We start from the raw sequence: 24,844 nt of genomic DNA, 5'->3' as shown, positions 1-24,844 counted from the left end.
GACGCGGCGATGACAGCGCGTCGTGGGCAATCCGGGCTGTCTCACACCGGTTCGAATTCGTCCGCCGCCGCGTTCTCCGGCTTCTTGCCGTTGAAGGTGAGGCCGGCCTTGGTGGCCGACAGTCTTACCTGCGACCCGTCGCGCACGTCGCCGGAAAGGATCATCTCCGCAAGCGGGTCCTGTACGCTGCGCTGGATCACCCGCTTCAGCGGACGGGCGCCGTAAGCCGGATCCCAGCCTTTGTCCGCCAACCAGTCGCGCGCCTTCGGATCGAGCTCCAGCTCGATCTTGCGATCCTCCAGCAGCCTGCGCAGCCGCGAGAACTGGATCTCGACGATGCGGCCCATGTCGCTCTTCTGCAGCCGGTGAAACAGGATGATCTCGTCGATCCGGTTGAGGAATTCCGGGCGGAAGTGCGCCCGCACCATGTTCATCACCTGCTCGCGCACCGCGCTCGTGCTCTGGCCTTCCGGCTGGTTGACCAGATATTCGGCGCCGATGTTCGAGGTCATGATGATCAGTGTGTTGCGGAAGTCGACGGTGCGGCCCTGGCCGTCGGTCAGGCGGCCATCGTCGAGCACCTGCAGCAGCACGTTGAAGACGTCGGGATGCGCCTTCTCGATCTCGTCGAACAGCACCACCTGATAAGGCCGCCGCCGCACCGCTTCGGTCAGGGCGCCGCCCTCGTCATAGCCGACATAGCCGGGCGGCGCGCCGATCAACCGCGAGACCGAGTGCTTCTCCATGTATTCGGACATGTCGAGGCGGATCATCGCGGTCTCGTCATCGAACAGATATTCGGCAAGCGCTTTCGCAAGCTCGGTCTTGCCGACGCCGGTTGGACCCAAGAACATGAAGGAGCCGATCGGCCGGTTCGGGTCCTGCAGGCCGGCGCGGGCGCGGCGCACCGCGGTCGACACCGCGCGGACCGCCTCGGCCTGGCCGACGACGCGCTTGCCCAGCATCTCCTCCATGCGCAACAGCTTGTCCTTCTCGCCCTCCAGCATCTTGTCGACCGGCACGCCGGTCCAGCGCGAGACCACCTGCGCGATATTGTCGGCGGTCACGGTTTCGCTGGCGGACGAGGTCTCGCTGGCCTCGACCGCCGCGAGCTTCTTTTCCAGCTCGGGAATGCGGCCATAGGCGAGCTCGCCCGCCTTCTGGAATTCTCCCTTGCGCTGCGCATTGGCAAGCTCGGTACGCAATTGCTCGAGCTCGCCCTTCATCTTCTGCGCGTCGGAGAGCTTGCTCTTTTCCGAGCGCCATTTCGACGTCATGTCCGCCGATTTCTTTTCCAGATCGACAAGATCCTTCTCGAGCGTTTGCAGGCGACTCTTGGAGCCGAGATCGGTCTCCTTCTTCAGCGCTTCCTGCTCGATCTTGAGCCGGATGATCTCGCGGTCGAGCGAGTCGAGTTCTTCCGGCTTGGAATCGACCTGCATCTTCAGCCGCGCCGCCGCCTCGTCCATCAGGTCGATCGCCTTGTCGGGGAGGAAGCGGTCGGTGATGTAGCGGTTCGACAGCGTCGCAGCGGCGACCAGCGCCGAATCCGCGATACGCACTCCGTGATGCTGCTCGTATTTGTCCTTGAGGCCGCGCAGGATCGAGATGGTATCCTCGACCGTCGGCTCCGACACGAACACCGGCTGGAACCGCCGCGCCAGCGCGGCATCCTTCTCGACATGCTTGCGGTACTCGTCGAGCGTGGTGGCGCCGATGCAATGCAGCTCGCCGCGGGCGAGTGCGGGCTTCAGCAGGTTGGATGCGTCCATCGCGCCGTCGCCCTTGCCGGCGCCGATCAGCGTGTGCATCTCGTCGATGAACAGGATGATGCCGCCCTCGGCCGAGGTCACCTCCTGCAGCACCGCCTTGAGCCGTTCCTCGAACTCGCCGCGATACTTTGCGCCGGCGATCAGCGCGCCGAGATCGAGCGCGAGCAGCGCCTTGTCCTGGAGGCTTTCCGGCACGTCGCCATTGACGATGCGCAGCGCGAGGCCCTCGACGATCGCGGTCTTGCCGACACCGGGCTCGCCGATCAGCACGGGATTGTTCTTGGTCCGTCGCGACAGCACCTGGATGGTGCGGCGAATCTCCTCATCGCGGCCGATCACCGGATCGAGCTTGCCGTCGCGCGCGGCCTGGGTGAGGTCGCGGGCGTATTTCTTCAGTGCGTCATAGGCGTTCTCGGCCGACGCGCTGTCGGCGGTGCGGCCCTTGCGCAGCGCGTTGATGGCCGCATTCAGGTTCTGCGGATTGACGCCGCCCTTGGCGAGCAGCCTGCCGGCCTCGCTGTCCTTGTCGGCTGCGAGCGCCTGCAGCAGGCGTTCGACCGAGACGAAACTGTCGCCGGCCTTGTCGGCGGCCTGTTCCGCCGCGGCGAAGGCGCGCGCGGTCTCCGGCGCTAGGTAAATCTGTCCCGAGCCGGCGCCGCTCACCTTCGGCACTTTCGCCAGCGCGTCTTCGGTCGCCTTGAGGATCGCGCGTGAGTTACCGCCGGCACGGTCGATCAGGCCGGCCGCGAGGCCCTCATTGTCGTCGAGCAGCACCTTCAGGATGTGCAGCGTCGAGAACTGCTGATGCCCCTCGCGCATCGCGAGCGATTGCGCCGACTGAATGAAGCCGCGAACGCGATCGGTATATTTTTCTATGTTCATCGTGGCACCTCAAGGCAACGCAGGCTCGTCGAGATCAAGTCAGCCACGCAGTCCCGCCGGCGACAGATGGCGGAACGATGACATCCATCATGCAACGGCCCCGTGCAATTGCGCCGGCGGAAATACCGCGGGCCTGAGGCCGCCGCATCTCGCATCGTGTGGTCCTTTCAGGAGAGTGTCAATCGCGGAGCGCGCACGCTGGGCCGCTGCAGTTAAGCCGTTGCGAGGGCTGACGTTCGTCTTTGGCACTCATCCGGGGGCACTGCTACGGCCGCGCCGGCAAGCCGGATGCACGCATCGCGCTGATTGCGGTTCGATGGTTCGCTGTGCTCGCGAAGCGCGCGCTGGATAGGCACGGATCGCTGTGATCGTACAGAGGCCCAAGTCATGATCGGGACACACTATCGGAATCGATCACGTCGCGTTTCGCGTAGCTCGCTCGATGATGCAGAGAAGCGACGCGCGATGTTCCGCTGAATCGCGGAACGTTGCATCACGGCGCACTCTGAACCGACCATGAATGGCCGCATGAGCGCGCTTCCGTTTGCGTCGCTGCGTTTCAGGCTGGTGTAAGGTCAAGGCGCTAGCGATGCAGTGTGTCGGTGCATTGCCGATGCACGGAACTTTTGTTCCGTCTCACGTTGAACGTGCTCATCGAAGAGGCTCCCAATGACAACTCCTCTCCTTTCGACCGTGTCGTGTGCAGCGATTGCCACGGCGCTGTTCTATGCGACTGCGGTGCCCGCAATCGCGCAGGATGCGGCATGCGCGCCGGTCTCTGCCGTCGAGACCGCGCCGCCGCCGTTGCCGACTTACGATCAGCCGCCGGTGCCTGGTCCCGGCTATATGTGGTCGCCGGGCAATTGGTCGTGGGACGAGGAGCGCGGCGATTACTACTGGGTGCCGGGCACCTGGGTGCAGCCGCCGCGGGTCGGGCTGCTGTGGACGCCCGGCTACTGGGGCGCGTTCGGCGGCGGCTTCATCTTCCATCAGGGCTATTGGGGTGATCGCGTCGGCTTCTACGGCGGCATCAATTACGGCTTCGGCTACGGCGGTTCAGGCTATGAAGGCGGCCGCTGGGATCACGGCGCGTTCTTCTACAATCGCACCGTGAACAATCTGCAGGGCGCGCGGATCACCAACGTCTACGAGAAGAACGTCACGATCAATCAGACCACGGTCAACAACGTCAGCTATAATGGCGGCCGCGGCGGCATCGAGGTGCGGCCGACGCCGGCCGAGCGCGCGGTCGCCAAAGAGCAGCACTTCGCAGCGACGCCGTTGCAACGCAAGCAGGTCGAGACCGCAAGCCAGGATCCGAGCCTGTTCAAGCGGACCAACAATGGCGTGCCCGCCGTCGCCGCAACGGCGCGTCCCGGCGAATTGAAGGGACCGGGCGTTGTCCGCGCGCGCGCGGCCGGCGAGGCGGTGCCTGCCAACGCCGCGCGGCCGGCGGCTGCGGAGCCGGGGCATCCGGGTGCTGCAGCCGCACCCGCAACAGCACCGGCTGCTTCCCACGCGCTGCCGGTCCCGGGAAAGGAGCTTCCGGCGGCACATCCACCCGCCGAGGCGAACAGGCCCGCGGCGGCCGAGGAAAAGCGCGCGGCACCTGCTTCCGAGACCAAGGCCGAGCCGCATCCTGCTACGCCGGCGCCTGCCGGATCCCACGCGCTTCCGGTTCCCGAGAAGGGCGCTGCGGCGCATCCGCCCGCCGAAGCGAACAAGCCCGCGGTCGAAGAGAAGCGCGCAGCGCCTGCCGCCGAGCCGAAGCTTGAGCCGCATCCTGCAGAAGCGGCGCGGCCCGCCGTGCAGGAGAAGCGGTCCGAAGAGGTGCGCAAGGGAGAGCCGCGTCCCGAGCCTGCCGCGAAGCCCGTCGCGCGGCCTGAACCAGCGAAGCCCGAAGCACGACCGGAGCCGGCGGCAAGGCCGCAAGCGCATCCGGAGACGATGGCGCGCCCTGAGGCGCATCCGCAGCCGGCGGCGCGGCCAGAGCCGCACGTTCAGGCCGCGCCGCATGGTCAGGCCGCGCCGCGTGGTGCGCCCGCCGGTCATCCCGCGGAGGAGAAGCGGCAGGAACAACACTAAGGCATGTCCGCGCTCCGCTGGCTCGTTCCGGCGGAGCGCGGTATTGTCCCGCCTGTGCGCAAGCGATCATCACCTGGAGGTTGGTCATGGCACAGAGTCACGCTGGCGATGGACAGCTCGACGATGGCAAGCCGCGCTTGAGCGAGGACGACATGCAGCGCGCCCTGCTCGGTCCGAGGGGCGTGCCCGGCAAGCCGGATGCTGCCAAGATGACGCCGCAGCAGCAAAAGAACATGCCGAACTATCTGGACCCCGGACATACATCCTGACTCGTCATGTGACGTGAGCGCACGCTGCGTCGGCCGTTGCCCGGCGTCGCGCTTGCGCACTTGCAAATCGCCTGCTTTTGCGCCCTGATGATTGCAGGTGCACTCACGGTGTTGCGGAGCAGGTTGTGAGAAATCCGTACGAGGTCCTTGGCGTTGCCCCGACGGCGTCCTCGGCCGATATCCAGAAGGCCTATCGAAAGCTGGCGAAGAAGCTGCACCCGGATCTCAATCCGGGCGACAAGGCGGCCGAAGACAAATTCAAGGAAGTCGCGGCTGCGAACGATCTGCTTTCGGATGCCGAGAAGCGCAAGCGCTTCGACGCCGGCGAGATCGATGCTGATGGCACCGAGCGGCCGCAGCACCGCTATTACCGCGACTTCGCCACCGCGGGTGAGGGGCATCCCTATGCCGATAGTTCCGGCTATGCCGACTATATGGACCAGGACGACGCGTTTGCCGAGTTGCTTCGGCGCACTGAGCAGGCGCGCGCCAACCGGCGCGGCCGCGACCTGCACTATAGCCTTGCGATCGACTTCGCGGAATCGATCGCCGGCGCGAGCAAGCGGCTGACGCTTCCCGACGGCGGCACGCTCGACGTGACGATCCCGCCCGGGCTGATCGACGGACAGGTCATTCGTCTGCGCGGCAAGGGCATGCCCGGCAGCGGCAAGGGCGGTCCCGGCGATGCTCTGATCGAGGTGGACGTTCGCGCCGATCCGCGCTTCACCCGCGATGGCGACGACATCTCGCTGGAATTGCCGATCTCGCTGTCGGAGGCTGTGCTCGGTGGCAAGGTCCAGGTTCCGACGCCGACCGGCGCGGTCACCATGACGGTTCCGAAGGGCTCCAACACCGGCACGACCATGCGGTTGCGCGGCAAGGGCGCGCCAAGGGTCGGCGGCGGTCATGGCGATGAGTTCGTCAAGCTCAAGGTGGTTCTGCCCAAGGGACCCGATCCCACGCTCGAGGCGTTCGTCTCGAACTGGGATCGCAAGGGATTCAATCCACGTGAGGATGGTGCATCATGAACAAGCAGCAGTTCCTCATCGATACGGGCCTGGAGGTGCAGACCCTGGAGTTCTGGATCGAGCAGCAATGGCTCGTGCCGGAAGAGACGGCGCACGAGACCAGTTTCTCCGACACCGACGTGGCGCGTGCGCATCTGATCCGGGATCTGAAGGGCGACTTCGGCGTCAACGACGAGGGGATCGACGTCATCCTGCATCTGGTCGACCAGCTGCACGGCCTGCGCCGCGCGTTCGAGCAATTGCACAAGGATATGGCGTCACCGCCGCGCTAGAGCTTTTCCCGTTCCGATGGAATCGGAACGGGGCTCTAGATTTTTGTTTTGACGCGTTTTCTTCACGCGAACCGGTATCCACTTCGCTCGAAAACGCTCTAGGCGCCTCACTTACGACGAACCTCAGCCTTGGGATCAGCCTGGGAGACGATCATGACGGACAAGCCGACGCCGCTGGCGCATGGCGAGATCGACGTTCTTATCCTGCAGGCGCTGGTGCGCAAGCTGATCGCGAAAGGCGTGCTGACGCCGGACGACGTCCGCTCGATGCTGTTCGAGGCTGCCAAGAATCTCGATCTGGTCGGCAGCGAGCTGACGACGGAAGCCGCCAACATCATCGTGCAGGAAGATCTGGCGCCGGCATTCCTTGGCGGCTAGAGCACGATCCGGACCCGGAGGGCCGCGTTAGCGCAAAGTGGAAGCCGGTTTTCCCTCGCGCGACAAACGCGAAGCGTGCGCGCGGAGATCATGCTCAAATAAGGAGGCGTCAGGTCTGGCCACTGCGGGTGGAGACCAGTCGGATCCGGGTGACCTGACCGGCATTGCCGGCGAGATAGGCTTGTGCGTCGCGCACCAGCCGCTCCACGGCGGCCGCATCATAGCTCGGATGACGGGTGTTCAGATGCAGGTCGGTCTCGACCTGCATGACGTTTGTCGTGTCCGCGGCGCCGATCTCGACGGAGAACGACACCAGCGAAACATGCGGGCTCTTGAAGGCCATGTTTTGATCTCCCCTCATCGCGTGATGCGCGGCGTGCATCGGTCTCGTGGGCGCAGCCTGTCTCAGGCCGCTGAATCCTGCTCGGCCGCTCGCACAGTCCCCGGACGCGCCCTGTCGAGCTCCTCGATCATGCCGCGGGCGATCTCGCGCTCGCCCATGATCACGATGTCGGCGCCAAGTGCCTTGAGATGATCGACCTCGGCGTCGGAATGCGCACGAGCGATGATCTGGATATCGGCATTCGCGACGCGCGCCTGCTCGACGATCTGGCCGGCCTCGAAGGCTTCGGGAATCGCGATGACCAGCGATCGCGCGGCGGCCGGATTGGTCGCGCGCAGCACGCTGGCGCGCGCGGCGTTGCCCATCAGGGCTTCGATGCCGCGCTCCTTGAGCTTGGCGACCATATCGTCGGACGCCTCGACCGCGAGGAACGGCGCGCTGCGTTGATGCAGCGCATCGCCGACGATGCTGCCGACCCGGCCGTAGCCGACCAGGATGGTGTGATCCTGCAATTCGGTGACCGGGATTGGTTCAGAAGCTGCGGCGGTTGGCGAGGAAGCCTGCGGCTTCTCGAGCCGCGACGTCAGCCAGTCGACCACCGCGAACACCAGCGGGTTGAGCATGATCGAGACGATCGCGCCCGCCAGGATCAGGTCGCGGCCGGCCTTCGGCAGCAGATTGAGCGCAACGCCGAGTTCGGCCAGGATGAAGGAGAATTCGCCGATCTGGGCGAGGCTCGCCGAGATCATCAGGGCAGTCGCCATCGGGTGACGGAACAGCACGACGATCAGAAGGGCGGCGAGCGACTTGCCGACCACGATGACGAACAAAGTCGCTGCGAACGGCCAGGGCTCGCGTACCACGCTGAGTGGATCGAACAGCATGCCGACGGAGACGAAGAACAGCACCGCGAACGCATCGCGCAGCGGCAGGGTTTCCTGGGCCGCGCGCTGGCTGAGCGGCGATTCCCGCAGCATCATTCCGGCGAAGAAGGCGCCGAGCGCCAGCGAGACACCGAACAGCTTGGTGGCGCCGAACGCGATGCAGAGCGCGATCGCGAGCACGGTCAGCCGGAACAGCTCGCGCGAGCCGGTATGCGCGATGTAGTGCAGGACCCACGGGATCAGCCGGCGCCCGACCACCAGCATCAGCGCGATGAACACGGCGATCTTGATCAGCGTCAGCACCAGCACGCCGGTCAGCCCGAGACCGAAACGGGCGGCGAGCGGGTCGGAGGTGAGCGCTGCGCCATCGCCGCCCTGCAAGCTCGCCACCGCCGGGAACAGCACCAGCGCGAGCACCATGGCGAGGTCTTCGACGATCAGCCAGCCGACCGCGATCTTGCCGCGTTCGGTGTCCATCAGGCGACGCTCCTGCAGCGCGCGCAACAGCACGACGGTACTTGCGACCGACAGCGCGAGGCCGAACACCAGACCGGCGCCGACGGTCCAGCCCATCAACAGCGCGAGGCCGAGGCCCATCAATGTGGCGACCGCAATCTGCGCGATCGCGCCGGGCACCGCGATCGCGCGCACCGACAACAGATCGTTCAGCGAGAAGTGCAGGCCGACGCCGAACATCAGGAGAATGATACCGAGCTCCGCGAGCTCGGTTGCCAGCGCCTGATCGGCGACGAAGCCGGGCGTGAAGGGACCGACGGCCACGCCGGCGAGCAGATAACCGACCAGTGGCGGAACCCGAAAGCGCTGGGCGATGGTTCCGAACACGAAGGCCAATCCGAGACCCGCGACGACGGTCGCGATCAGAGGTGTGTCATGCGGCATTTCGCCTTGTCGCACAGCATCCCTGGCGGTGCACCGCGACCATTTGAGGCGCGGCATTCCGCGCGAAACTGTGATCTATTGCTCATGTCATGAGCATATGATCTCATGTCCGGATGAATCCGCGGCTTCCCGGGACCGATCTCGTCATCTTCGACTGCGACGGCGTGCTCGTCGACAGCGAGGAATTGAGCTGCCGCTGCCTTGCCGAGGCGATGGTGCAGGCCGGCATCGAGATGAGCACCGAACGGGCGCTCGAACTCTTCCTCGGCCGCAGCACCGCGGCCCTGGTCGACTACTGCCGGGGCGTCGGAAAGCCGTTGCCCGAGACGTTTCTGCCTGACCTGGCGCTGCAGGTGCGTGAGACCTTCCGCTCCCGGCTGAAGCCGATCGCCGGCATCGCGGCGGTGCTCAGGGAATTGCGGCTGCCATATTGCGTCGCCTCATCGAGCGATCTCGAGCGGGTGAAGTTTTCGCTGGAGCTGACCGGCCTCGCCGCCAGCTTCGGACCGCGGCTCTACACCGCGCAGATGGTCAAGCACGGCAAGCCGGCGCCGGATCTGTTCTTGCATGCGGCAGGCGCGATGGGCGCCGTGCCGCGCCGCACGCTCGTGATCGAGGACAGCGTCAGCGGGGTGATGGCCGCGAAGGCGGCCGGCATGAAAGTGTGGGGATTTGTCGGCGGCGCCCACTATCGGCTGGCGGATGGCAGTGCTCTGCTGCGGCAGGCCGGGGCGGATCGAATCTTCGCCGCGATGACGGATTTCTGGATGGAGGGCTGACGCAAGACGATGGCTGCGCCCGACAACGAAAAGTCTCGCCTCGACGATGCGGCGCGCGCCGGCTGGCTGTATTTCATCGCGGGCCACACCCAGGATGAGATCGCCAAAATGCTGCAGGTGTCGCGCGCCTCGGCGCAGCGCCTGGTGTCGCTGTGCCTCGCGGAGCGGCTGATCACGTTTCGCCTCGAGCATCCCATCGCGGCCTGCATGGAGCTGGCGTCGCGGCTGAAGGCGCGGTTCGATCTGGTGCATTGCGACGTCGTGCCGACCGATCCGGCGGCGCCGCTGTCGAATGCAGGGATCGCCGAACGCAGCGCCAATCTGCTGGAGACGACGCTGCGCTCGGAGACGCCCGTGATCGTCGCGCTCGGCACCGGCCGCGCCGTGCGCGCCGCGGTCGAGCGGGTTTCGCCGATCGAGCGGCCCGATCACCAGATCGTCTCGCTGGTCGGCAACATCTCCGCCGACGGCTCGGCGAGCTTCTACGACACGGTGGGGCGGCTCGCCGACCGCACCGGTGCGCGCCATTACCCGATGCCGCTGCCGTTCCTGATGTCGAGCGAGGACGAGCGCAACCGCATGGTGCGCATCGACCCGATCGCGCGGGTGAGGGCGGTCGCCGCCAAGGCCGATCTGCGGCTGATCGGCATCGGCCAGATGGACCAGAAGGCCCAGGTCCATGTCGACGGCTTCGTCACCCGCGAGGAGCTGCTCGAGATGATGCGGCTCGGTGCGGTCGGCGAGGTGACCGGCTGGGCCTATGACGCCAAGGGCAAACTGATCAAGGGCGGCACCAACAAGCGGCTGACCAGCATTCCGCCGCAGATCCCCGCGGAAGCGACCACGATCGCCGCGGCCGTCGGCGCCGCCAAGGTGCCGTCGATCAAGGCCGCATTGGCGGGCCGGGTGATCAACGGCCTCATCACCGATGAGGCCACCGCGCGCGCGGTGCTGGATCGCTAGAAGCCACGAGTCGGGTGCGTTCCCTCTCCCGCTTGCGGGAGAGGTGAACCTTTGGTGCCGCTCCAGCTCAATCCAATTCCAGTCAACCGTTGTCTTCGCCTCCGCAAACACCTCCATTTCAGGCTGTGGTGGAACCCGCAATCGCGCGGGACGGCGTCCCGGCGCGCTTGACAAAATTTGGCGACAGAGTGAACATACGCCCAACACGTGGGCATATGCTCAACGTGACATAAGGGAGGTCACCTTGAAAAACGTCCTTTGCGCCGTAGCGGGCGCGGCTGCTGTTTTGATCTCTGCCCCCTCGATCGCCCAGACCACGCTGACGGTGGCGACCGTCAACAATGGCGACATGATCCGCATGCAGGGGCTCACCAGCGAATTCACCGCGAAGAATCCCGATATCATCGTGAAATGGGTGACGCTCGAGGAGAACGTGCTGCGCCAGCGCGTGACCACCGACATCGCCACCAAGGGCGGCCAGTTCGACGTCCTCACCATCGGCACCTATGAGGTGCCGATCTGGGCCAAGAAGAACTGGCTGGTGCCGCTCGACAAGCTCGGCGCCGATTACGACGTCGGCGACCTCTTGCCGAAGATCAAGGATGCGGTCTCGGTCGACGGCAAGCTCTATGCCGCGCCGTTCTACGGCGAGAGCTCGATGGTGATGTATCGCACCGACCTGTTCGACAAGGCCGGCCTGAAGATGCCGGAGAGCCCGACCTGGGACTTCGTGGTCGACGCCGCCAAGAAGCTGACCGACAAGTCCGCCGGCGTTTACGGCATCTGCCTGCGCGGCAAGGCCGGCTGGGGCGAGAACATGGCGTTCCTGACCGCGATGGCCAATTCCTACGGCGCGCGCTGGTTCGACGAGAAGTGGGAGCCGCAGTTCACCTCGCCGGAATGGAAGAAGACGCTCACGACCTATGTCGACCTGATGAAGCAGGCCGGCCCTCCCGGCGCCAGCTCCAACGGCTTCAACGAGAACCTCGCGTTGTTCAACGCCGGCAAATGCGCGATGTGGATCGATGCCACGGTGGCGGCGTCGTTCGTGAGCAATCCGAAGGAATCCACGGTCGCCGACAAGGTCGGCTTTGCGCTGGCGCCGAACACCGGGCTCGGCAAGAACGCCAACTGGCTGTGGGCGTGGAGTCTCGCGGTTCCTGCCGGTTCGAAGAAGGTCGACGCGGCCGAGAAGTTCATCGCCTGGGCGACCGGCAAGGATTACACCAAGCTCGTCGCGTCGAAGGAAGGCTGGGCCAACGTGCCGCCGGGCACGCGCAGCTCGCTGTACAAGAACCCCGACTATCTGAAAGTCGCCCCCTTCGCCAAGCTGACGCTGGCCTCGATCGATGCCGCCGATCCGAACAAGCCGACGGTGAAGCCGGTGCCTTACGTCGGCGTGCAATACGCGGCGATCCCTGAATTCCAGGGCATCGGCACCCAGGTCGGCCAGCAGTTCTCCGCGGCGCTGTCCGGCTCGACCTCCGTCGATGCGGCGCTCACCGCTGCGCAGTCCGCGACCGAGCGCGAAATGAAGCGCGCCGGCTACATCAAGTAGAGCGCGCCTGAACCAAAGCCAGGGCGCGACAGCCGCCCTGGCCGCCCGACCAGCTTAGACCTCCCGAGCTGGGTACTTGCGACCATCCTGTCCCGCAGCGGGGTGGTCGCTCCTTTCCTTGAGAAGGAGGCGGGGATGGCGACCCAGCAGACCCAACTGCTCGCACGCACGCTGCTCACGCCCGCGGTGGCGCTGCTGTTCGTCTGGATGATCGTGCCGCTGGCCCTCACGATCTATTTCGCGACCCTGCACTACAATCTGCTCGATCCCGGGTCTGAATCGTTCGTCGGGCTGGAGAATTTCCGCTACTTCCTGACCGATCCCGCATTCCTCGCCTCGCTGCAGAACACCCTGGTGCTGGTCGGCTCGGTGCTCGCGATCACGATCATCCTCGGCGTGCCGCTGGCGCTGCTGCTCGACCAGCAGGTGGTCGGGCTCTCGATCGTCCGCCTGATGGTGATCGCGCCGTTCTTCGTGATGCCGACGGTGAGCGCGCTGGTCTGGAAGAACCTGCTGATGCATCCGGTGTCGGGCCTGTTCGCCTGGATCGCGCATCTGTTCGGGCTGCCGGCGATCGACTGGTTCAACGACGCGCCGCTGTTCTCGGTGATCCTGATCATCTCCTGGCAATGGCTGCCGTTCGCGACCCTGATCCTGCTCACCGCGCTGCAATCGCTCGACGAGGAGCAGAAGGAGGCGGCCGAAATGGACGGCGCGCGCGCAATCTCGACCTTCATCTACATCACGCTGCCGCACCTGGCGCGCCCGATCACCGTGGTGATCCTGATCGAGACCATTTTCCTGCTCACGGTGTTCGCCGAGATCTTCGTCACCACCGGCGGCGGCCCCGGCCTGCAGACCACCAACATCGCCTTCCTGATCTATTCGCAGGCGCTGATCCAGTACGACGTCGGCAGCGCGTCGGCGGGCGGCCTGGTCGCGGTGGTGCTCGCCAACATCGTCGCCTTCTTCCTCGTCCGTATCGTCGGCCGGAATCTGGAGGCGTAACGTCATGGCGCGGATGGTCACGACACGGCGCAAGGTGATCTCGACGGTGGCGGCCTGGCTGGTCGGCTTCCTGATCTTCTTCCCGATCCTCTGGATGGTGCTGGCGAGCTTCAAGACCGAGCTCGAGGCGTTCGCGATCCCGCCCTCGTTCCTGTTCTTCCACTGGACCACCGAGAACTACGCCACGGTGCAGGAGCGCAGCGACTATTTCCACCACGCGCTCAACTCGATCATCATCGCCGGCGGCTCGACCTTGATCGCGATGCTGATCGCGATCCCGGCGGCATGGTCGATGGCGTTCTCGCCGACCAAGCGGACCAAGGACGTGCTGCTCTGGATGCTCTCGACCAAGATGATGCCGCCGGTCGGTGTGCTGGTGCCGATCTATCTGATCTACCGCACCTTCGGCCTGCTCGACACCCGCTCCGGTCTGATCTTCATCCTGTGCCTCGGCAATCTGCCGATCGTGATCTGGATGCTGTTCACCTATTTCAAGGAGATCCCGAAGGACATCCTCGAGGCGGCGCGGATGGACGGCGCCACGATCGGGCGCGAGCTGATCTACGTGCTGACGCCGATGGCGGTGCCGGGGCTGGCCTCGACGTTGCTGCTCAATCTGATCCTGGCGTGGAACGAGGCGTTCTGGACCCTCAATCTGTCGACGCTCGAGGCCGCGCCGCTCACCGTGTTCATCGCGTCCTATTCCAGCCCGGAAGGATTGTTCTGGGCGAAATTGTCGGCGGCGTCGACGCTCGCGATCGCGCCCATTCTCGTGCTCGGCTGGTTCAGTCAGCGGCAGCTTGTCCGCGGCCTGACCTTCGGCGCGGTCAAGTAGCAGAAAGGCTTGTCCCATGGGTCAGATTACGCTGCAGGGTGTGCAAAAATCGTTCGGGCCGGTCCACATCATCAAGGGCGCCGACCTCGACATCGCCGACGGCTCCTTCGTCGTCTTCGTCGGTCCCTCCGGCTGCGGCAAGACCACGCTGCTGCGATTGATCGCGGGGCTCGAGGACGTCACCGGCGGCGCCATCCTGATCGACGGACGCAACGTGGTCGATGTGCCGCCGGCCAAGCGCGGGCTGTCGATGGTGTTCCAGTCCTACGCGCTCTATCCGCACATGAGCGTGCGCGGCAACATCGCGTTCGGCCTGAAGATGGCCGGGATCGCCAAGGACGAGATCAACCGCAAGGTCGAGGCGGCCGCGGCGACGCTCAACCTGACGCCCTATCTCGACCGCAAGCCGCGCGAGCTCTCCGGCGGCCAGCGCCAGCGCGTCGCGATCGGGCGCGCCATCGTGCGCGAGCCGAAGGCGTTCCTGTTCGACGAGCCGCTGTCCAATCTCGATGCCGCGCTGCGGGTGCAGATGCGGCTCGAGGTGACGCGGTTGCAGAAGCAGCTCGGCACCACGGCGATCTACGTCACCCACGACCAGGTCGAGGCCATGACCATGGCCGACAGGATCGTGGTGCTGAACGGCGGCAAGATCGAGCAATATGGTTCACCGCTCGAGCTCTATGAGAGGCCGGCCAACCTGTTCGTCGCCGGCTTCATCGGCTCGCCGAAGATGAATTTCGTCACCGGTGAGATCGCGAAGCAGCAGGGCGCCGCGACCATCGGGGTGCGACCCGAGCATTTGAAGGTCGAGCGCGACGGGCAGGGCGGCTGGCACGGCACCGTCTCGGTAGCCGAGCATCTCGGCAGCGACACTTTCCTCTATGTCGACGCCGGACCGCTGGGAATGCTGACCGCGCGCTATGTCGGCGAGCTCGACCTGCATCCCGGCGACCGGGTGTCGCTGATCCCGGATCCGGCGCGCATCCACCGTTTCGAGGACAGCGGAAAATCGATTCACGCGTAAGGAAGAAGAAAATGTATCTCGAAAAATTCAGGCTCGGCGGCAAGACCGCCATCATCACCGGCGCCGGTCAGGGCATCGGGCTCGCCTGCGCCGAAGCGCTCGCCGAAGCCGGCGCCAAGGTCATCATCGGCGACCGCGACGCCAAGGTCGCCAATGACGCGTCAGCTGCGCTGAAGGCCAAGGGCTTCGACGCCGACATCGCGCTGATGGACGTGACGGATTCCGGCCGTGTCTCCGCGGTCGCCGACGAGCTGGTGCGCAAGTACGGCACGGTCGACATCCTCGTCAACAATGCCGGCATCGCGCGCAGCGAGACGCCGGCGGAAACGGTGACCGACGAGCACTGGCTCAACGTCATCGACGTCAACCTGAACGGCACCTTCTGGTGCTGCCGCGCCTTCGGCAATCACATGCTGAAGGCGAAGTCCGGTACCATCGTCAATGTCGGCTCGATGTCCGGCTTCATCGTCAACAAGCCGCAGGAACAATGCTTCTACAACGCCTCCAAGGCCGCGGTGCATCACCTGACGAAATCGCTCGCGGCCGAATGGGGCGCGCGCGGGGTTCGCGTCAACGCCGTGGCGCCGACCTATATCGAGACGCCGCTGAACGCCTTCGTGAAGAACAGCCCCAAAATGTACGACGCCTGGATCGGCGGAACCCCGATGGCACGGATGGGGCAGGTCGACGAGATCGCCTCCGTCGTCTTGTTCCTGGCCTCCGACGCCGCGAGCCTGATGACCGGAAGCATCGTTCTGGTCGATGGCGGCTACACTTGCTGGTAGGCTTGCGCCGGGCGATCATGCTCAACAGCAGATAGAGCGGTCATGCGGCAAGCCTATATCGGGGTGGACGTCGGAAGCACCAGCGCCCGGGCGGGCGTATTCGACGAGTCGGGGAAGCTTTTGGGTTCGGCCCGGCACCCGATCCGGGTCTGGCACGAGCCCGGCGATATCGTCGAGCACTCGTCCGACGACATCTGGGCGGCCTGCGTCGCCTCGGTGCGCCATGCGATGCGGGAGGCTGCGGTTGCCGCCGAAAGCATCAAAGGCATCGGCTTCGACGCGACCTGTTCGCTGGTCGTGCTCGACAGGGCAGGCCGGTCGCTCACCGTCAGCCCGTCCGGCGATCCCGCGCGCAATGTCGTGGTCTGGATGGATCACCGTGCGATGGACGAGACCGAATCCGTCAATGCGACCGGCGACAAGGTGCTGCGCTATGTCGGTGGCGCCATCTCGCCGGAGATGGAGATCCCGAAGATTCTCTGGCTGAAGCGGCATCTGCCCGCGACCTACGACGCCGCCGGGCACTTCTTCGATCTTGCCGACTATCTGTCGTTCCGCGCCACCGGCTCGCTGGCGCGCTCGACCTGCACCGTCACCTGCAAATGGACCTATGTCGCCGGCGAGGGCGGCTGGAGCGATTCCTTTTTCGGGCGGGTCGGCCTCGAGGCGCTCGCGGCCGACCGCTTTGGGCGGATCGGCAGCGAGATCGTGCCGCCCGGCTCGCCGCTCGGCCGCGGGCTGTCCGAGGATGCCGCGCGCGATCTCGGCCTGCTGCCGGGAACCGCGGTCGGTGCCGCCTTGATCGATGCGCATGCCGGCGGCGTCGGCGCGATCGGCGGCCGCGATGGCTCCGGCGCCGAGGTCGATGTCTGCCAACGGCTCGCCTACATCATGGGAACGTCGGCGTGCATCATGGCGACGACGGTCGATCCCTGCTTCGTGCCCGGCGTCTGGGGGCCGTATTTTGAAGGCATGGTGCCGGGCTTCTGGCTGAACGAGGGCGGCCAATCGGCGGCGGGCGCTGCGATCGATCACCTGCTCAAGTCGCATCCGGCGCATGCCGAGGTTGTGCTCGCGGCGAAGCGCGACGGCGTCGACGTCATCGAGTACCTCGAGAGGCGGATCCTGGCGCGTAGCGGCAATGCCGGTGCCGCGGCGTTGCTTGCGCGCGACGTTCACGTCCTGCCGGAATTTCTCGGCAACCGTTCGCCCTATGCCGATCCCGGCTCGCGCGCGGCGATCGCGGGGCTCGATCTCGATACCGACGTGTCGGCGCTGGAGCGCCTGTTCATTGCCGGCCTGTGCGGGCTTGCCTATGGCCTTGCCGACGTCATCGATGCCTTGCAGGCGCATGGCGTCAACGGCAAGACCATCGTGATCGGCGGTGGCGCGAGCCGCAGCCCCCTGGTGCGCCAGATCATGGCCGACACGACCGGCTATACGGTGGCGCTGCCGCAGACCCAGGAGCCGGTGCTGCTCGGTGCCGCGATGCTGGGCGCGGTCGCCAGCGGTGCGTACAACTCGATCAATGCGGCGATGGCCGGCATGTCGGCGCTCGGGCGGTTGAGCGAGCCGACCAGGCCGGAGCTCGCCGATTTCCACCGCAAGAAGCGCCGCGTGCACAAAATGCTGCGAGAGCTGGACCGCGACAGCCGCGAGGCGATGAGGCGGGCGCCCGGCGAAGCGCCGACGTAAGGTTTGTCCCATGCTGCTGAGTTGCGGAGATGCGCTGATCGATTTCCTGCCGTCGAAGACGGCGGATGGACGCGAGGCCCTGACGCCCGCGGTCGGCGGCTCCTGCCTCAACATCGCGATCGGCAGCGCGCGGCTCGATGTTCCGACCGGCTTTGTCGGCGGCATCTCGAGCGACACCTTCGGCAGGATGATCGCCGATCATGCCGCAGAGTCCGGCGTCGATCTTAGCCGCGCCACGCGCAGCAATCGCCAGGCCACGCTGGCCTTTGCGCGCGTCACCGGCACCGAGACGCAATACGCCTTCTACGACGCCGACACCGCATCGCGGAACTGGACCTATCGACGCGATGCGGTCGCGCTTGACGGCATCACCTGCCTCCACACCGGCTCCACCACGCTGGTCCATGACAAGGGTGCGGCGGAGACGCTGGCCTTGATCGAGGATGCGCGGCCGAACGTGACGATCTCGCTCGATCCGAACTGCCGGCCGAATCTCGTCAGGGACGAGGACGCCTATCGCGCGCGCATGCTGGCGTTCTGCGGCAAGGCCGACATTGTGAAAATGTCCGACGTCGACTTCGCTTATCTGTTCGGTGACGAGGCCTACGCTGCGAGGGCCGAGGCGCTGCTGTCGGGCGGCGCATCGCTTGTCGTCATCACGCGCGGCAATGATGGCGCCTGCGCCTGGCATCGCAAGACCGGGCCGATCGCGGCCGAAGCGCCGGCGGTGAACGTCGTCGATACGATCGGCGCCGGCGACAGCTTTCAGGCCGCGCTGCTCGCCGCGTTGCATCGGTTGGGCCGGATCGCGCGACCGCGGCTGCGCGACGTCTCTGCGGCCGAGCTGACCCGTGCGCTGTCCTTTGCCTGCAAATGCGCCGCCTTCACCTGCACGCGGCCCGGCGCCGATCCGCCGCGGAGCCGGGAATTGCCCGCGGGCACCTGGTAGGCCTTGTGCGGTCTCCGCCGGAGCCGCTGCTCGCGCGAAGCCGTCGCTTGACGTCTAGTCTCATTTTGCGTGCTGCGTTTGCGAAGGCAATTTCGTCCGGCGATGTACGAAGGCGTCGGAAGCACCCGATATCGCTTGGATTGCAGCCTGCCCGCGATCGCTGCATTTCGGTCGCGCGAACGCATGCCATTCTCGCTTCGCATTGAGCGCATCGGTTGTCTTTGTGAAAGACCGCGCTAACATGGAACCCATCCATCGATACCTGTCGTCGTCTTTTTTTGATCGTCTATTGCAGCGCAACCGGACCACGCAACGGGTTGCGCGCTCGCCAGGGCGACCGGGCCTCGAAGGGAAGTAGCAGATACGCATCCCTAATATTGCAACCAAGAAATAACGGGGGAAGACATGTATGTGAAAGGGCTTGCGGCATTCGCCGCCGCGCTTGGCGTTGGCCTGTTGTCGGGCGCCGCCATCGCGCAGGAAGTCAAGCAGGAGAAGCAGTCGGTCCTCGGTAACGCCAATGTTTCTCCGGTGACCCAGGAGCAGCTCAACGCCGCCGACAAGAGCACCAGGGATTTCCTCCTCACCAACGGCAACTACGCCCAGACGCGATTCTATCCGGGTAAGCAGATCAGCCGGGACAATGTGAAGGACCTGCACGTCGCATGGATCTTCCAGACCGACGTCAAGGAATCGCTTGAGACATCACCGATCGTCGTCGACGGCGTGATGTTCGTCACGACGTCGTTCAGCCATGTCTATGCACTCGACGCCAAGACCGGTCAGCAGCTTTGGCACTATGCCCACAAGATGGGCCCGATTACGGTTTATTGCTGCGGTCCCAACAATCGCGGCGTGCAGGTGCTCGGCGACCGGGTCTATCTGGCGACGCTCGATTCCAAGCTGATGGCACTGAATGCCAAGACCGGCGAGGTGGTCTGGACCACCAACATCGCCGATCCAGAGCTCGGCTACAGCGAGACGATGGCGCCGACCGTGGTGAAGGACAAGGTCCTGATCGGAACCAATGGCGGCGAATACGGCATCCGCGGCTTCGTGCGCGCCTACGACGCCAAGACCGGCAAGCAGCTCTGGAATTTCCACACCATTCCGGAGAATTCCGTCGGTGTCTGGGCGACCAAGGATGCCACCGGCCGCGACATGCATCGCAATATCCAGGCCGAGAAGGACATGCTCGCCAAGATCGGCGATCCCTATGCCAAGCTCGGTGGCGGCGTGTGGCAGAACCCGTCGGTCGATCTCGCGACCAACCGGATCTACTTCGTCGTCGGCAACCCGTCGCCCGACCTCGACGGTTCGAACCGGCCCGGCGACAACCTCTACACCAACTCGCTGGTCTCGCTCGATCTCGACACCGGCAAGTATGTCTGTCACTTCCAGTACATCGCCCATGACGTCTGGGACCTCGACGCGGTCAGCCCGACGGTGCTGGTCAACGTCAAGGACAAGAGCGGCAAGACGATCCCCGGCGTCATTCATGCCGGCAAGACCGGGCACATCTATGTGCACGATCGCAAGGACTGCAGCCTGATCCGCTTCTCCGAGGCGATGGTGCCGCAGGAGAACATGTGGGTGCTGCCGACCAAGGAAGGTGCGCGCATGCTGCCCGGCGCCAATGGCGGCGTCGAATGGTCGCCGATCGCGACCGATCCGGGACAGGAGCTAGCCTACGCCATCAACCTGCACCAGCCGATGACCTACCACGTCGAGAGCTCGGCCTATCCGAACGGCAAGCTGTGGCTGGGCGGCGCCTTCAAGGTGATCCCGGGCGAGAAGCAGGCGGGCAACATCACCGCAGTGAACTACAACAACGGCAAGATCAAATGGCAGGTCAACACGCCCGAGCCGATGATCGGCGGCATCCTCGCCACCGCCGGCGGCCTGGTCTTCACCGGTGAAGGCAACGGCAAGTTCGCGGCCTACAATTCGTCGAACGGCAAGGAGCTGTGGAGCTTCCGGGCCGGCGCCGGTGTCAACGCGCCGCCGTCGAGCTACATGGTCGGCGGCAAGCAATATGTCGTGGTCGGCGCGGGCGGTAATACCCAGCTCGACTACAAGCGTGGCAACAACATCATCGCCTTCACGCTCGACTGAGCCCGGGCCTGATGCATCAGCACGCGTGCGAACATTGACGGCGAGGCGGGACCGGTTCGGTCCCGCTTCTGTTTTCTACGGATGAGCAGATGTTCAGTAGATTGATGATTTGCGGCGTCGCGCTGCTGCTGATGGCGGTACAGGCGCGCGCGGAGACGATTGAAGACAAGGTGCAGGTCTGCACCGGCTGCCACGGCGAGAATGGCAAGCCGGTCGACAAGACCATTCCGACGATCTGGGGCCAGCAGGCCGGCTATCTCTACATCCAGCTGCGCGATTTCAAGCGCGGCGATCGCAAGAGCGAGATCATGCAGCCGATCGCGGCGCAGTTCGAGCGCGACGACATGCTGGCGATCGCGGAATATTTCTCGCAGAAGCCGTGGCCTGACCTCGGCCAGCCGCGCGCGCCCAAGGACGTGGCGGAGAAGGCGGTCAGTGCCAGCCGCTCGGTCGGCTGCCCGGCCTGCCATCTCGATCGCTTCCAGGGCGACGGCACGGTGCCGCGGCTGGCCGGAATGGGACGGGATTATCTCGCCAAGACCATCGCCGATTTCCGCACCCGTGCGCGCGGCAACAATCCCGGCATGTCCGACCTGATGCTGGCAACGTCGCCCGACGATCTTGCCGCGCTGGTGGACTATCTGGCGGGGCTGTGAGCGGCGGACAGGTTCACCTCTCCCGCTTGCGGGGGAGGTCGCATCGCATCGAAGATGCGATGCGGGTGGGGGCTCTCTCCACCAAATGATTCGTGGAGAGAGCCCCCACCCCAACCCTCCCCCGCAAGCGGGAGAGGGGGCGCACTGCCCTCGCGTCAGCTAACGCGGCGTCAGTTCCTCGCGCAGCGCCGACAGGATGGTGAGATCGGCGGCGTGCTTGCCGGCCTTGTCGGCCAGCGCAGGGTCGGCGCCATGTGCCAGCAGCGTCCTGGCAATCGCCGGATGATTGCCTTCGGCGGCGATCATCAGCGCCGTGCGGCCGCGCGCATCGCGGTCGTCGACCTTGGCGCCGCCTTCCAGCAGGTACGTGACGACCTCCAGCGCCTGCGCCTCCGGCACGGTCTCATCCGGCCCGGCCGCCCACATCAGCAGCGTCAGATCGTTGGCGTAGCGCGCATTGACGTCGATCTCGCGCGCGAGCAGTTGCTTGACGATGCCGAGCTGGCCGCCGGCCGCGGCATAGACGACCGGCGGCTTGCCGGTATCGTCGGCCTTGCGGCCGTCGGCGCCGTGCGCCAGCAGCACGCGCACCACCATGTCCCTGCCGGCATAGGCCGCGGCCGCGACCGGGGAGGCGCCGCTGCGTCCGGTGAGATTGACGTCGGCGCCGCGGTCGAGCAGCCGCTGCACGATCGCGACATGGCCGCGCTCGGCGGCAAAATACAGCGCGGTCGATCCCGCGAGGTTGCGCGCGTCGACCGGCGCGCCGCGCGCGAGCAGCAGGTCGACCATCGCAAGATGGCCGGAGCGGGCGGCGTGGCTCAGCGGCCTTGCGCCCAGCCGGTCCCGCGCATCGACCGAGGCGCCGTGATCGAGCAGCTCGGTGGCAAGGTTGATGCAATCGGCATTGGCGGCCGCAAACAGCGACAGCGAGATCTCGATCGCGCTGAGCTGGGCCTTGTCGGTTTCGTATTTGCGGATCAGCTCGCGGCACCGCGCCGGATCGGCCGCCGCGAGGCTGCCGTGCACGCTGCCGGCAACGATCAGCGCGGCGAGGGCAATGCGGCGATACAAGACGTGCTCCTCCGTATGGGGGATCGAGCGTCGCATGATCCTCCGTCGCTGCCAAGCCGCGCGGCCGGGAACGGACTGCCGGCACGCGGCAGGCCATGCGCCGTCGCGGCGCCGCGGCGTTGCGCCATGCGTCCGAGCCGATGGACTTGCCGCATGCCGCGCGGCACGATGCGGGCGTCGACCATGTCTGACGCGAGTCCTTGCCCGAATGAGCGACGATCTGTGTCTGCTGTCTGCCGTTGAGCTTCGTGGGCGCATCGCCCGCAAGGAGGTTTCGCCCGTCGAGGTTACGCGCGCGGTGCTTGCCCGTGCCGAGCGGCTGCAACCCGAATTGAACTGCTTCATCACGCTGTGCGGCGATGCGGCGATGGCGCAGGCCAAAGCCGCCGAGCGGCAAATCACGGCTGGCGAGCCGCTAGGTCTGCTCCACGGCATCCCCTTCACCGTGAAGGATATCGTCAACACCAAAGACGTCCGGACGACCTTCGGCGCGGTGCCGTACCGGGACAACGTGCCCGACAATGACGCCGTCGCGGTGGCCCGCCTCCGTGCCCAGGGCGGCATCTTGATCGGCAAGACCACGACGCCGGAGTTCGGCAGCAAGTGCCTGACCGACTCGCCGCTGTTCGGGCGGACGCGCAATGCATGGAGTGCCGAGCGGTCCAGTGGCGGCTCCAGCGGCGGCGCGGCGGTGGCCGTCGCGAGCGGCATCGCGCCGCTGGCGGTTGCGACCGATGGCGGCGGCTCCACCCGGATTCCCGCCGCCTGCAACGGCGTGGTCGGAATCAAGCAGAGCAACGGGGTGATCCCGCATAGCCAGGTGCAGGATGCTTTCGGCAACCAGACCTATGTCACACCGACCACGCGCACCGTTGCCGATACGGCGCTGATGATGCAGGCGATGGCGGGAGAGGATCCGTCGGACCCCTGGTCGATCGGGGTGCCGGCGCCCGATTATCTCGGGCTTGCCGCGCCGCGCGGCGACCTCAAGGGCCGGCGGGTGCTGTTCTGCGTGTCGCCGCCGGGGCGTCCGGTCACGTCCGATGTGGCTGCGGCGTTCAAGGCAAGCCTCGACCGGCTGGCGAGCCTCGGCGCTGAGCTCGAAGAGTTTTCCGGCGACGGCTTTGACATCGAGCCGATCTGGCGTGCGATCAATCACACCGCCTGGCGCACCCGCTTCGAGAAGCTCGCGGCCGATCATCCGGATGATCTCAGCGCAACCTTCCTGAAGCAGCTCGCGCTGGCGGCGCAGGTCAGCGGTGTCGACTACCAGCGGGCGATGTTCGAGCGCACCGCGCTGTTCCGCCGGGTGCAGTCGCTGTTCGCGCGCGGCGATCTCCTGGCGATGCCGACCTTGACCAGGTCGGCGCTGCCGATCGACCAGGACCTGTTCGGCACGATCGAGATCGACGGCCGGAGTTTCGACAGCGTGCGGCCGCACTGGTTTCCCTGGACCATGCTGTTCAACATGACCGGGCATCCCGCCGTCAGCATCCCCGCAGGTTTCGGCCGCGACGGCCTGCCGATCGGACTGCACCTGGCCGGCCGCTTCCGGGCCGATGCCGAACTGTTGCGCGTTGCAGCGTTGTTCGAGGCGGCGAGCGACTTGCTTGGTCGCTGGCCGGCCTGATGTTGTTGGCGACGCTGATCGCGGCGTCGCCGGTTTAGCCGGTCTGCCCGGTGCTCGCATTGGCGACGGCGCGCGCGACATTGGCGATCACCTCGTTGCATTTCTCCATGGGGGCACTTGCCCCGGTCAGGTAAACCGTCACCACGATCGGCTTGCGGCCGGGCGGCCAGAACACGCCGATGTCGTTGTAGGTGCCGCGCTCGCCGGTGCCGGTCTTGTCGGCAACCCGCCAGTCGCGGGGCACGCCGGCACGCAGCCTTGCGTCGCCGGTCTTGTTGGCGACCATCCAGTCCACCAGCTTCTGGCGCGAGACGGTCTGCAGAACGTCGCCGAGCACGACGCGCTGCAGGTTCTTCAGCATCGCCACCGGGCTCGTGGTGTCGCGCAGATCGCCTGATACCCCCTCGTTCAGCGCCAGCTCCCAGCGATCGAGCCGGCTCACATTGTCGCCGATGGTGTGGAAGAAGCCGGTCAGGCCGGCTGGCCCGCCGATCTCGCGGAGGATCATGTTGCCCGCAGTGTTGTCGCTCCTTGTGATGGCGGCCTCGCAAAGCTCGGCAAGCGTCATGCCCGAGGCGACGTGCTCCTTGGTGACGGGCGAGTTGGCCAAGATATCCTTGGCCTCGAACCGGATTTGCTGATCGAGGCTGGATTCGCCGCGGTCGACCCGGTGAAGCACCGCAGCCGAGGCCAACGCCTTGAAGGTGCTGCACATCGGGAACCGCTCGTCGCCGCGCCGGCTCGCGCGCAATCCCGTTTCCATGTCAAGCGCGGCGACGCCGAGCCGGCCGCTGGTCGCCAGCTCGATGCGCGCAAACTCCTGCTGCAGCTGCTGCGCCGGCTCGCTTGGTCCTGCCGCTGCGCCTTGCCGCGGCAAAGTGCAGGACACCGCAAGGCCCAGCGCGCGCAATCCAAATGTCCGTCTCGTCAGCATGTCGAATCTCCCGTTGGCGGCGCGAA

General features: G+C 65.9%; 22 protein-coding genes. 17 read left to right on the top strand and 5 right to left on the bottom strand.

Annotation, left to right across the window (positions count from 1 at the left end; translation table 11 throughout):
* Positions 1 to 41: 41 nt before the first annotated feature.
* Complete coding sequence (gene clpB, locus XI02_RS34115; protein ID WP_172647202.1) at positions 42 to 2,654, bottom strand: ATP-dependent chaperone ClpB; 2,613 nt, start codon at positions 2,652 to 2,654, stop codon at positions 42 to 44.
* 669 nt (positions 2,655 to 3,323) lie between these two features.
* Between clpB and XI02_RS34110 the strand changes: the two genes are divergently transcribed.
* The 5 genes from XI02_RS34110 to XI02_RS34090 all read left to right on the top strand — a co-directional run bounded on the left by XI02_RS34110 (position 3,324) and on the right by XI02_RS34090 (position 6,686).
* Positions 3,324 to 4,739 carry a YXWGXW repeat-containing protein gene (locus XI02_RS34110; protein WP_081334835.1) on the top strand — a complete coding sequence of 472 codons (1,416 nt, stop codon included), beginning with the start codon at positions 3,324 to 3,326 and terminating at the stop codon, positions 4,737 to 4,739.
* Between the two features lie 86 nt (positions 4,740 to 4,825).
* A complete protein-coding gene (locus XI02_RS34105; protein ID WP_069279510.1) occupies positions 4,826 to 5,008 on the top strand; it encodes a hypothetical protein in 183 nt (60 codons plus the stop codon).
* Between the two features lie 125 nt (positions 5,009 to 5,133).
* Positions 5,134 to 6,036: a DnaJ C-terminal domain-containing protein gene (locus XI02_RS34100; RefSeq protein ID WP_016843343.1), complete on the top strand. Its 903-nt coding sequence runs from the start codon at positions 5,134 to 5,136 to the stop codon at positions 6,034 to 6,036.
* Positions 6,033 to 6,308 (top strand): chaperone modulator CbpM, encoded by a 276-nt coding sequence (locus XI02_RS34095; RefSeq protein WP_016843344.1) that lies wholly within the window; start codon positions 6,033 to 6,035, stop codon positions 6,306 to 6,308. The genes XI02_RS34100 and XI02_RS34095 overlap by 4 nt, the downstream gene beginning before the upstream one ends.
* Positions 6,309 to 6,461: 153 nt before the next feature.
* A complete protein-coding gene (locus XI02_RS34090; RefSeq protein WP_016843345.1) occupies positions 6,462 to 6,686 on the top strand; it encodes a hypothetical protein in 225 nt (74 codons plus the stop codon).
* A 109-nt stretch (positions 6,687 to 6,795) separates the two neighbouring features.
* Here XI02_RS34090 and XI02_RS34085 read toward each other — a convergent pair whose 3' ends face one another.
* Positions 6,796 to 7,029 (bottom strand): hypothetical protein, encoded by a 234-nt coding sequence (locus XI02_RS34085; RefSeq protein ID WP_016843346.1) that lies wholly within the window; start codon positions 7,027 to 7,029, stop codon positions 6,796 to 6,798.
* A 62-nt stretch (positions 7,030 to 7,091) separates the two neighbouring features.
* On the bottom strand, positions 7,092 to 8,813 hold the full coding sequence (gene ybaL / locus XI02_RS34080; RefSeq protein ID WP_069279509.1) for a YbaL family putative K(+) efflux transporter: 1,722 nt from the start codon (positions 8,811 to 8,813) through the stop codon (positions 7,092 to 7,094).
* A 113-nt stretch (positions 8,814 to 8,926) separates the two neighbouring features.
* Here ybaL and XI02_RS34075 point away from each other — a divergent pair, with 113 nt between their 5' ends.
* From XI02_RS34075 to XI02_RS34025, 11 genes are all read left to right on the top strand, one after another.
* Positions 8,927 to 9,592, top strand: coding sequence for an HAD family hydrolase (locus tag XI02_RS34075; RefSeq protein ID WP_172647203.1), 666 nt, complete (start codon positions 8,927 to 8,929; stop codon positions 9,590 to 9,592).
* A 9-nt stretch (positions 9,593 to 9,601) separates the two neighbouring features.
* Positions 9,602 to 10,555, top strand: coding sequence for a sugar-binding transcriptional regulator (locus tag XI02_RS34070; RefSeq protein WP_016843349.1), 954 nt, complete (start codon positions 9,602 to 9,604; stop codon positions 10,553 to 10,555).
* A gap of 244 nt (positions 10,556 to 10,799) precedes the next feature.
* Entirely contained in the window at positions 10,800 to 12,113 is a 1,314-nt protein-coding gene (locus XI02_RS34065) for a sugar ABC transporter substrate-binding protein (protein WP_172647204.1), read from the top strand.
* A 135-nt stretch (positions 12,114 to 12,248) separates the two neighbouring features.
* Entirely contained in the window at positions 12,249 to 13,121 is an 873-nt protein-coding gene (locus tag XI02_RS34060; protein ID WP_172647205.1) for a carbohydrate ABC transporter permease, read from the top strand.
* 4 nt (positions 13,122 to 13,125) lie between these two features.
* Positions 13,126 to 13,956, top strand: a complete 831-nt coding sequence (locus XI02_RS34055; protein ID WP_069279505.1) for a carbohydrate ABC transporter permease — start codon at positions 13,126 to 13,128, stop codon at positions 13,954 to 13,956.
* Between the two features lie 16 nt (positions 13,957 to 13,972).
* Positions 13,973 to 14,980 (top strand): ABC transporter ATP-binding protein, encoded by a 1,008-nt coding sequence (locus tag XI02_RS34050; protein ID WP_016840864.1) that lies wholly within the window; start codon positions 13,973 to 13,975, stop codon positions 14,978 to 14,980.
* 11 nt (positions 14,981 to 14,991) lie between these two features.
* Positions 14,992 to 15,765, top strand: a complete 774-nt coding sequence (locus tag XI02_RS34045; RefSeq protein ID WP_016840865.1) for an SDR family NAD(P)-dependent oxidoreductase — start codon at positions 14,992 to 14,994, stop codon at positions 15,763 to 15,765.
* A gap of 42 nt (positions 15,766 to 15,807) precedes the next feature.
* A complete protein-coding gene (locus XI02_RS34040; RefSeq protein WP_069279504.1) occupies positions 15,808 to 17,460 on the top strand; it encodes an FGGY-family carbohydrate kinase in 1,653 nt (550 codons plus the stop codon).
* A 10-nt stretch (positions 17,461 to 17,470) separates the two neighbouring features.
* Positions 17,471 to 18,409: a carbohydrate kinase gene (locus XI02_RS34035; RefSeq protein WP_172647206.1), complete on the top strand. Its 939-nt coding sequence runs from the start codon at positions 17,471 to 17,473 to the stop codon at positions 18,407 to 18,409.
* 405 nt (positions 18,410 to 18,814) lie between these two features.
* A complete protein-coding gene (locus XI02_RS34030) occupies positions 18,815 to 20,524 on the top strand; it encodes a PQQ-binding-like beta-propeller repeat protein (protein WP_018273319.1) in 1,710 nt (569 codons plus the stop codon).
* Between the two features lie 89 nt (positions 20,525 to 20,613).
* Positions 20,614 to 21,180 (top strand): c-type cytochrome, encoded by a 567-nt coding sequence (locus tag XI02_RS34025; RefSeq protein ID WP_244981047.1) that lies wholly within the window; start codon positions 20,614 to 20,616, stop codon positions 21,178 to 21,180.
* 159 nt (positions 21,181 to 21,339) lie between these two features.
* Here XI02_RS34025 and XI02_RS34020 read toward each other — a convergent pair whose 3' ends face one another.
* Positions 21,340 to 22,254 carry an ankyrin repeat domain-containing protein gene (locus XI02_RS34020; RefSeq protein WP_172647207.1) on the bottom strand — a complete coding sequence of 305 codons (915 nt, stop codon included), beginning with the start codon at positions 22,252 to 22,254 and terminating at the stop codon, positions 21,340 to 21,342.
* Positions 22,255 to 22,462: 208 nt separating this feature from the next.
* Between XI02_RS34020 and XI02_RS34015 the strand changes: the two genes are divergently transcribed.
* Positions 22,463 to 23,884 (top strand): amidase, encoded by a 1,422-nt coding sequence (locus tag XI02_RS34015; RefSeq protein WP_172647208.1) that lies wholly within the window; start codon positions 22,463 to 22,465, stop codon positions 23,882 to 23,884.
* 34 nt (positions 23,885 to 23,918) lie between these two features.
* Here XI02_RS34015 and bla read toward each other — a convergent pair whose 3' ends face one another.
* Positions 23,919 to 24,818, bottom strand: a complete 900-nt coding sequence (gene bla / locus XI02_RS34010) for a class A beta-lactamase (RefSeq protein WP_244981048.1) — start codon at positions 24,816 to 24,818, stop codon at positions 23,919 to 23,921.
* Positions 24,819 to 24,844 lie beyond the last annotated feature (26 nt).

Origin of the sequence: Bradyrhizobium sp. CCBAU 21365, from assembly GCF_015291305.1 — a bacterium.
Taxonomy (GTDB): Bacteria; Pseudomonadota; Alphaproteobacteria; order Rhizobiales; family Xanthobacteraceae; genus Bradyrhizobium; species Bradyrhizobium elkanii.
The sequence above is the reverse complement of the archived record's forward strand: the minus strand, read 5'-3'. Positions and strand labels throughout refer to the sequence as shown.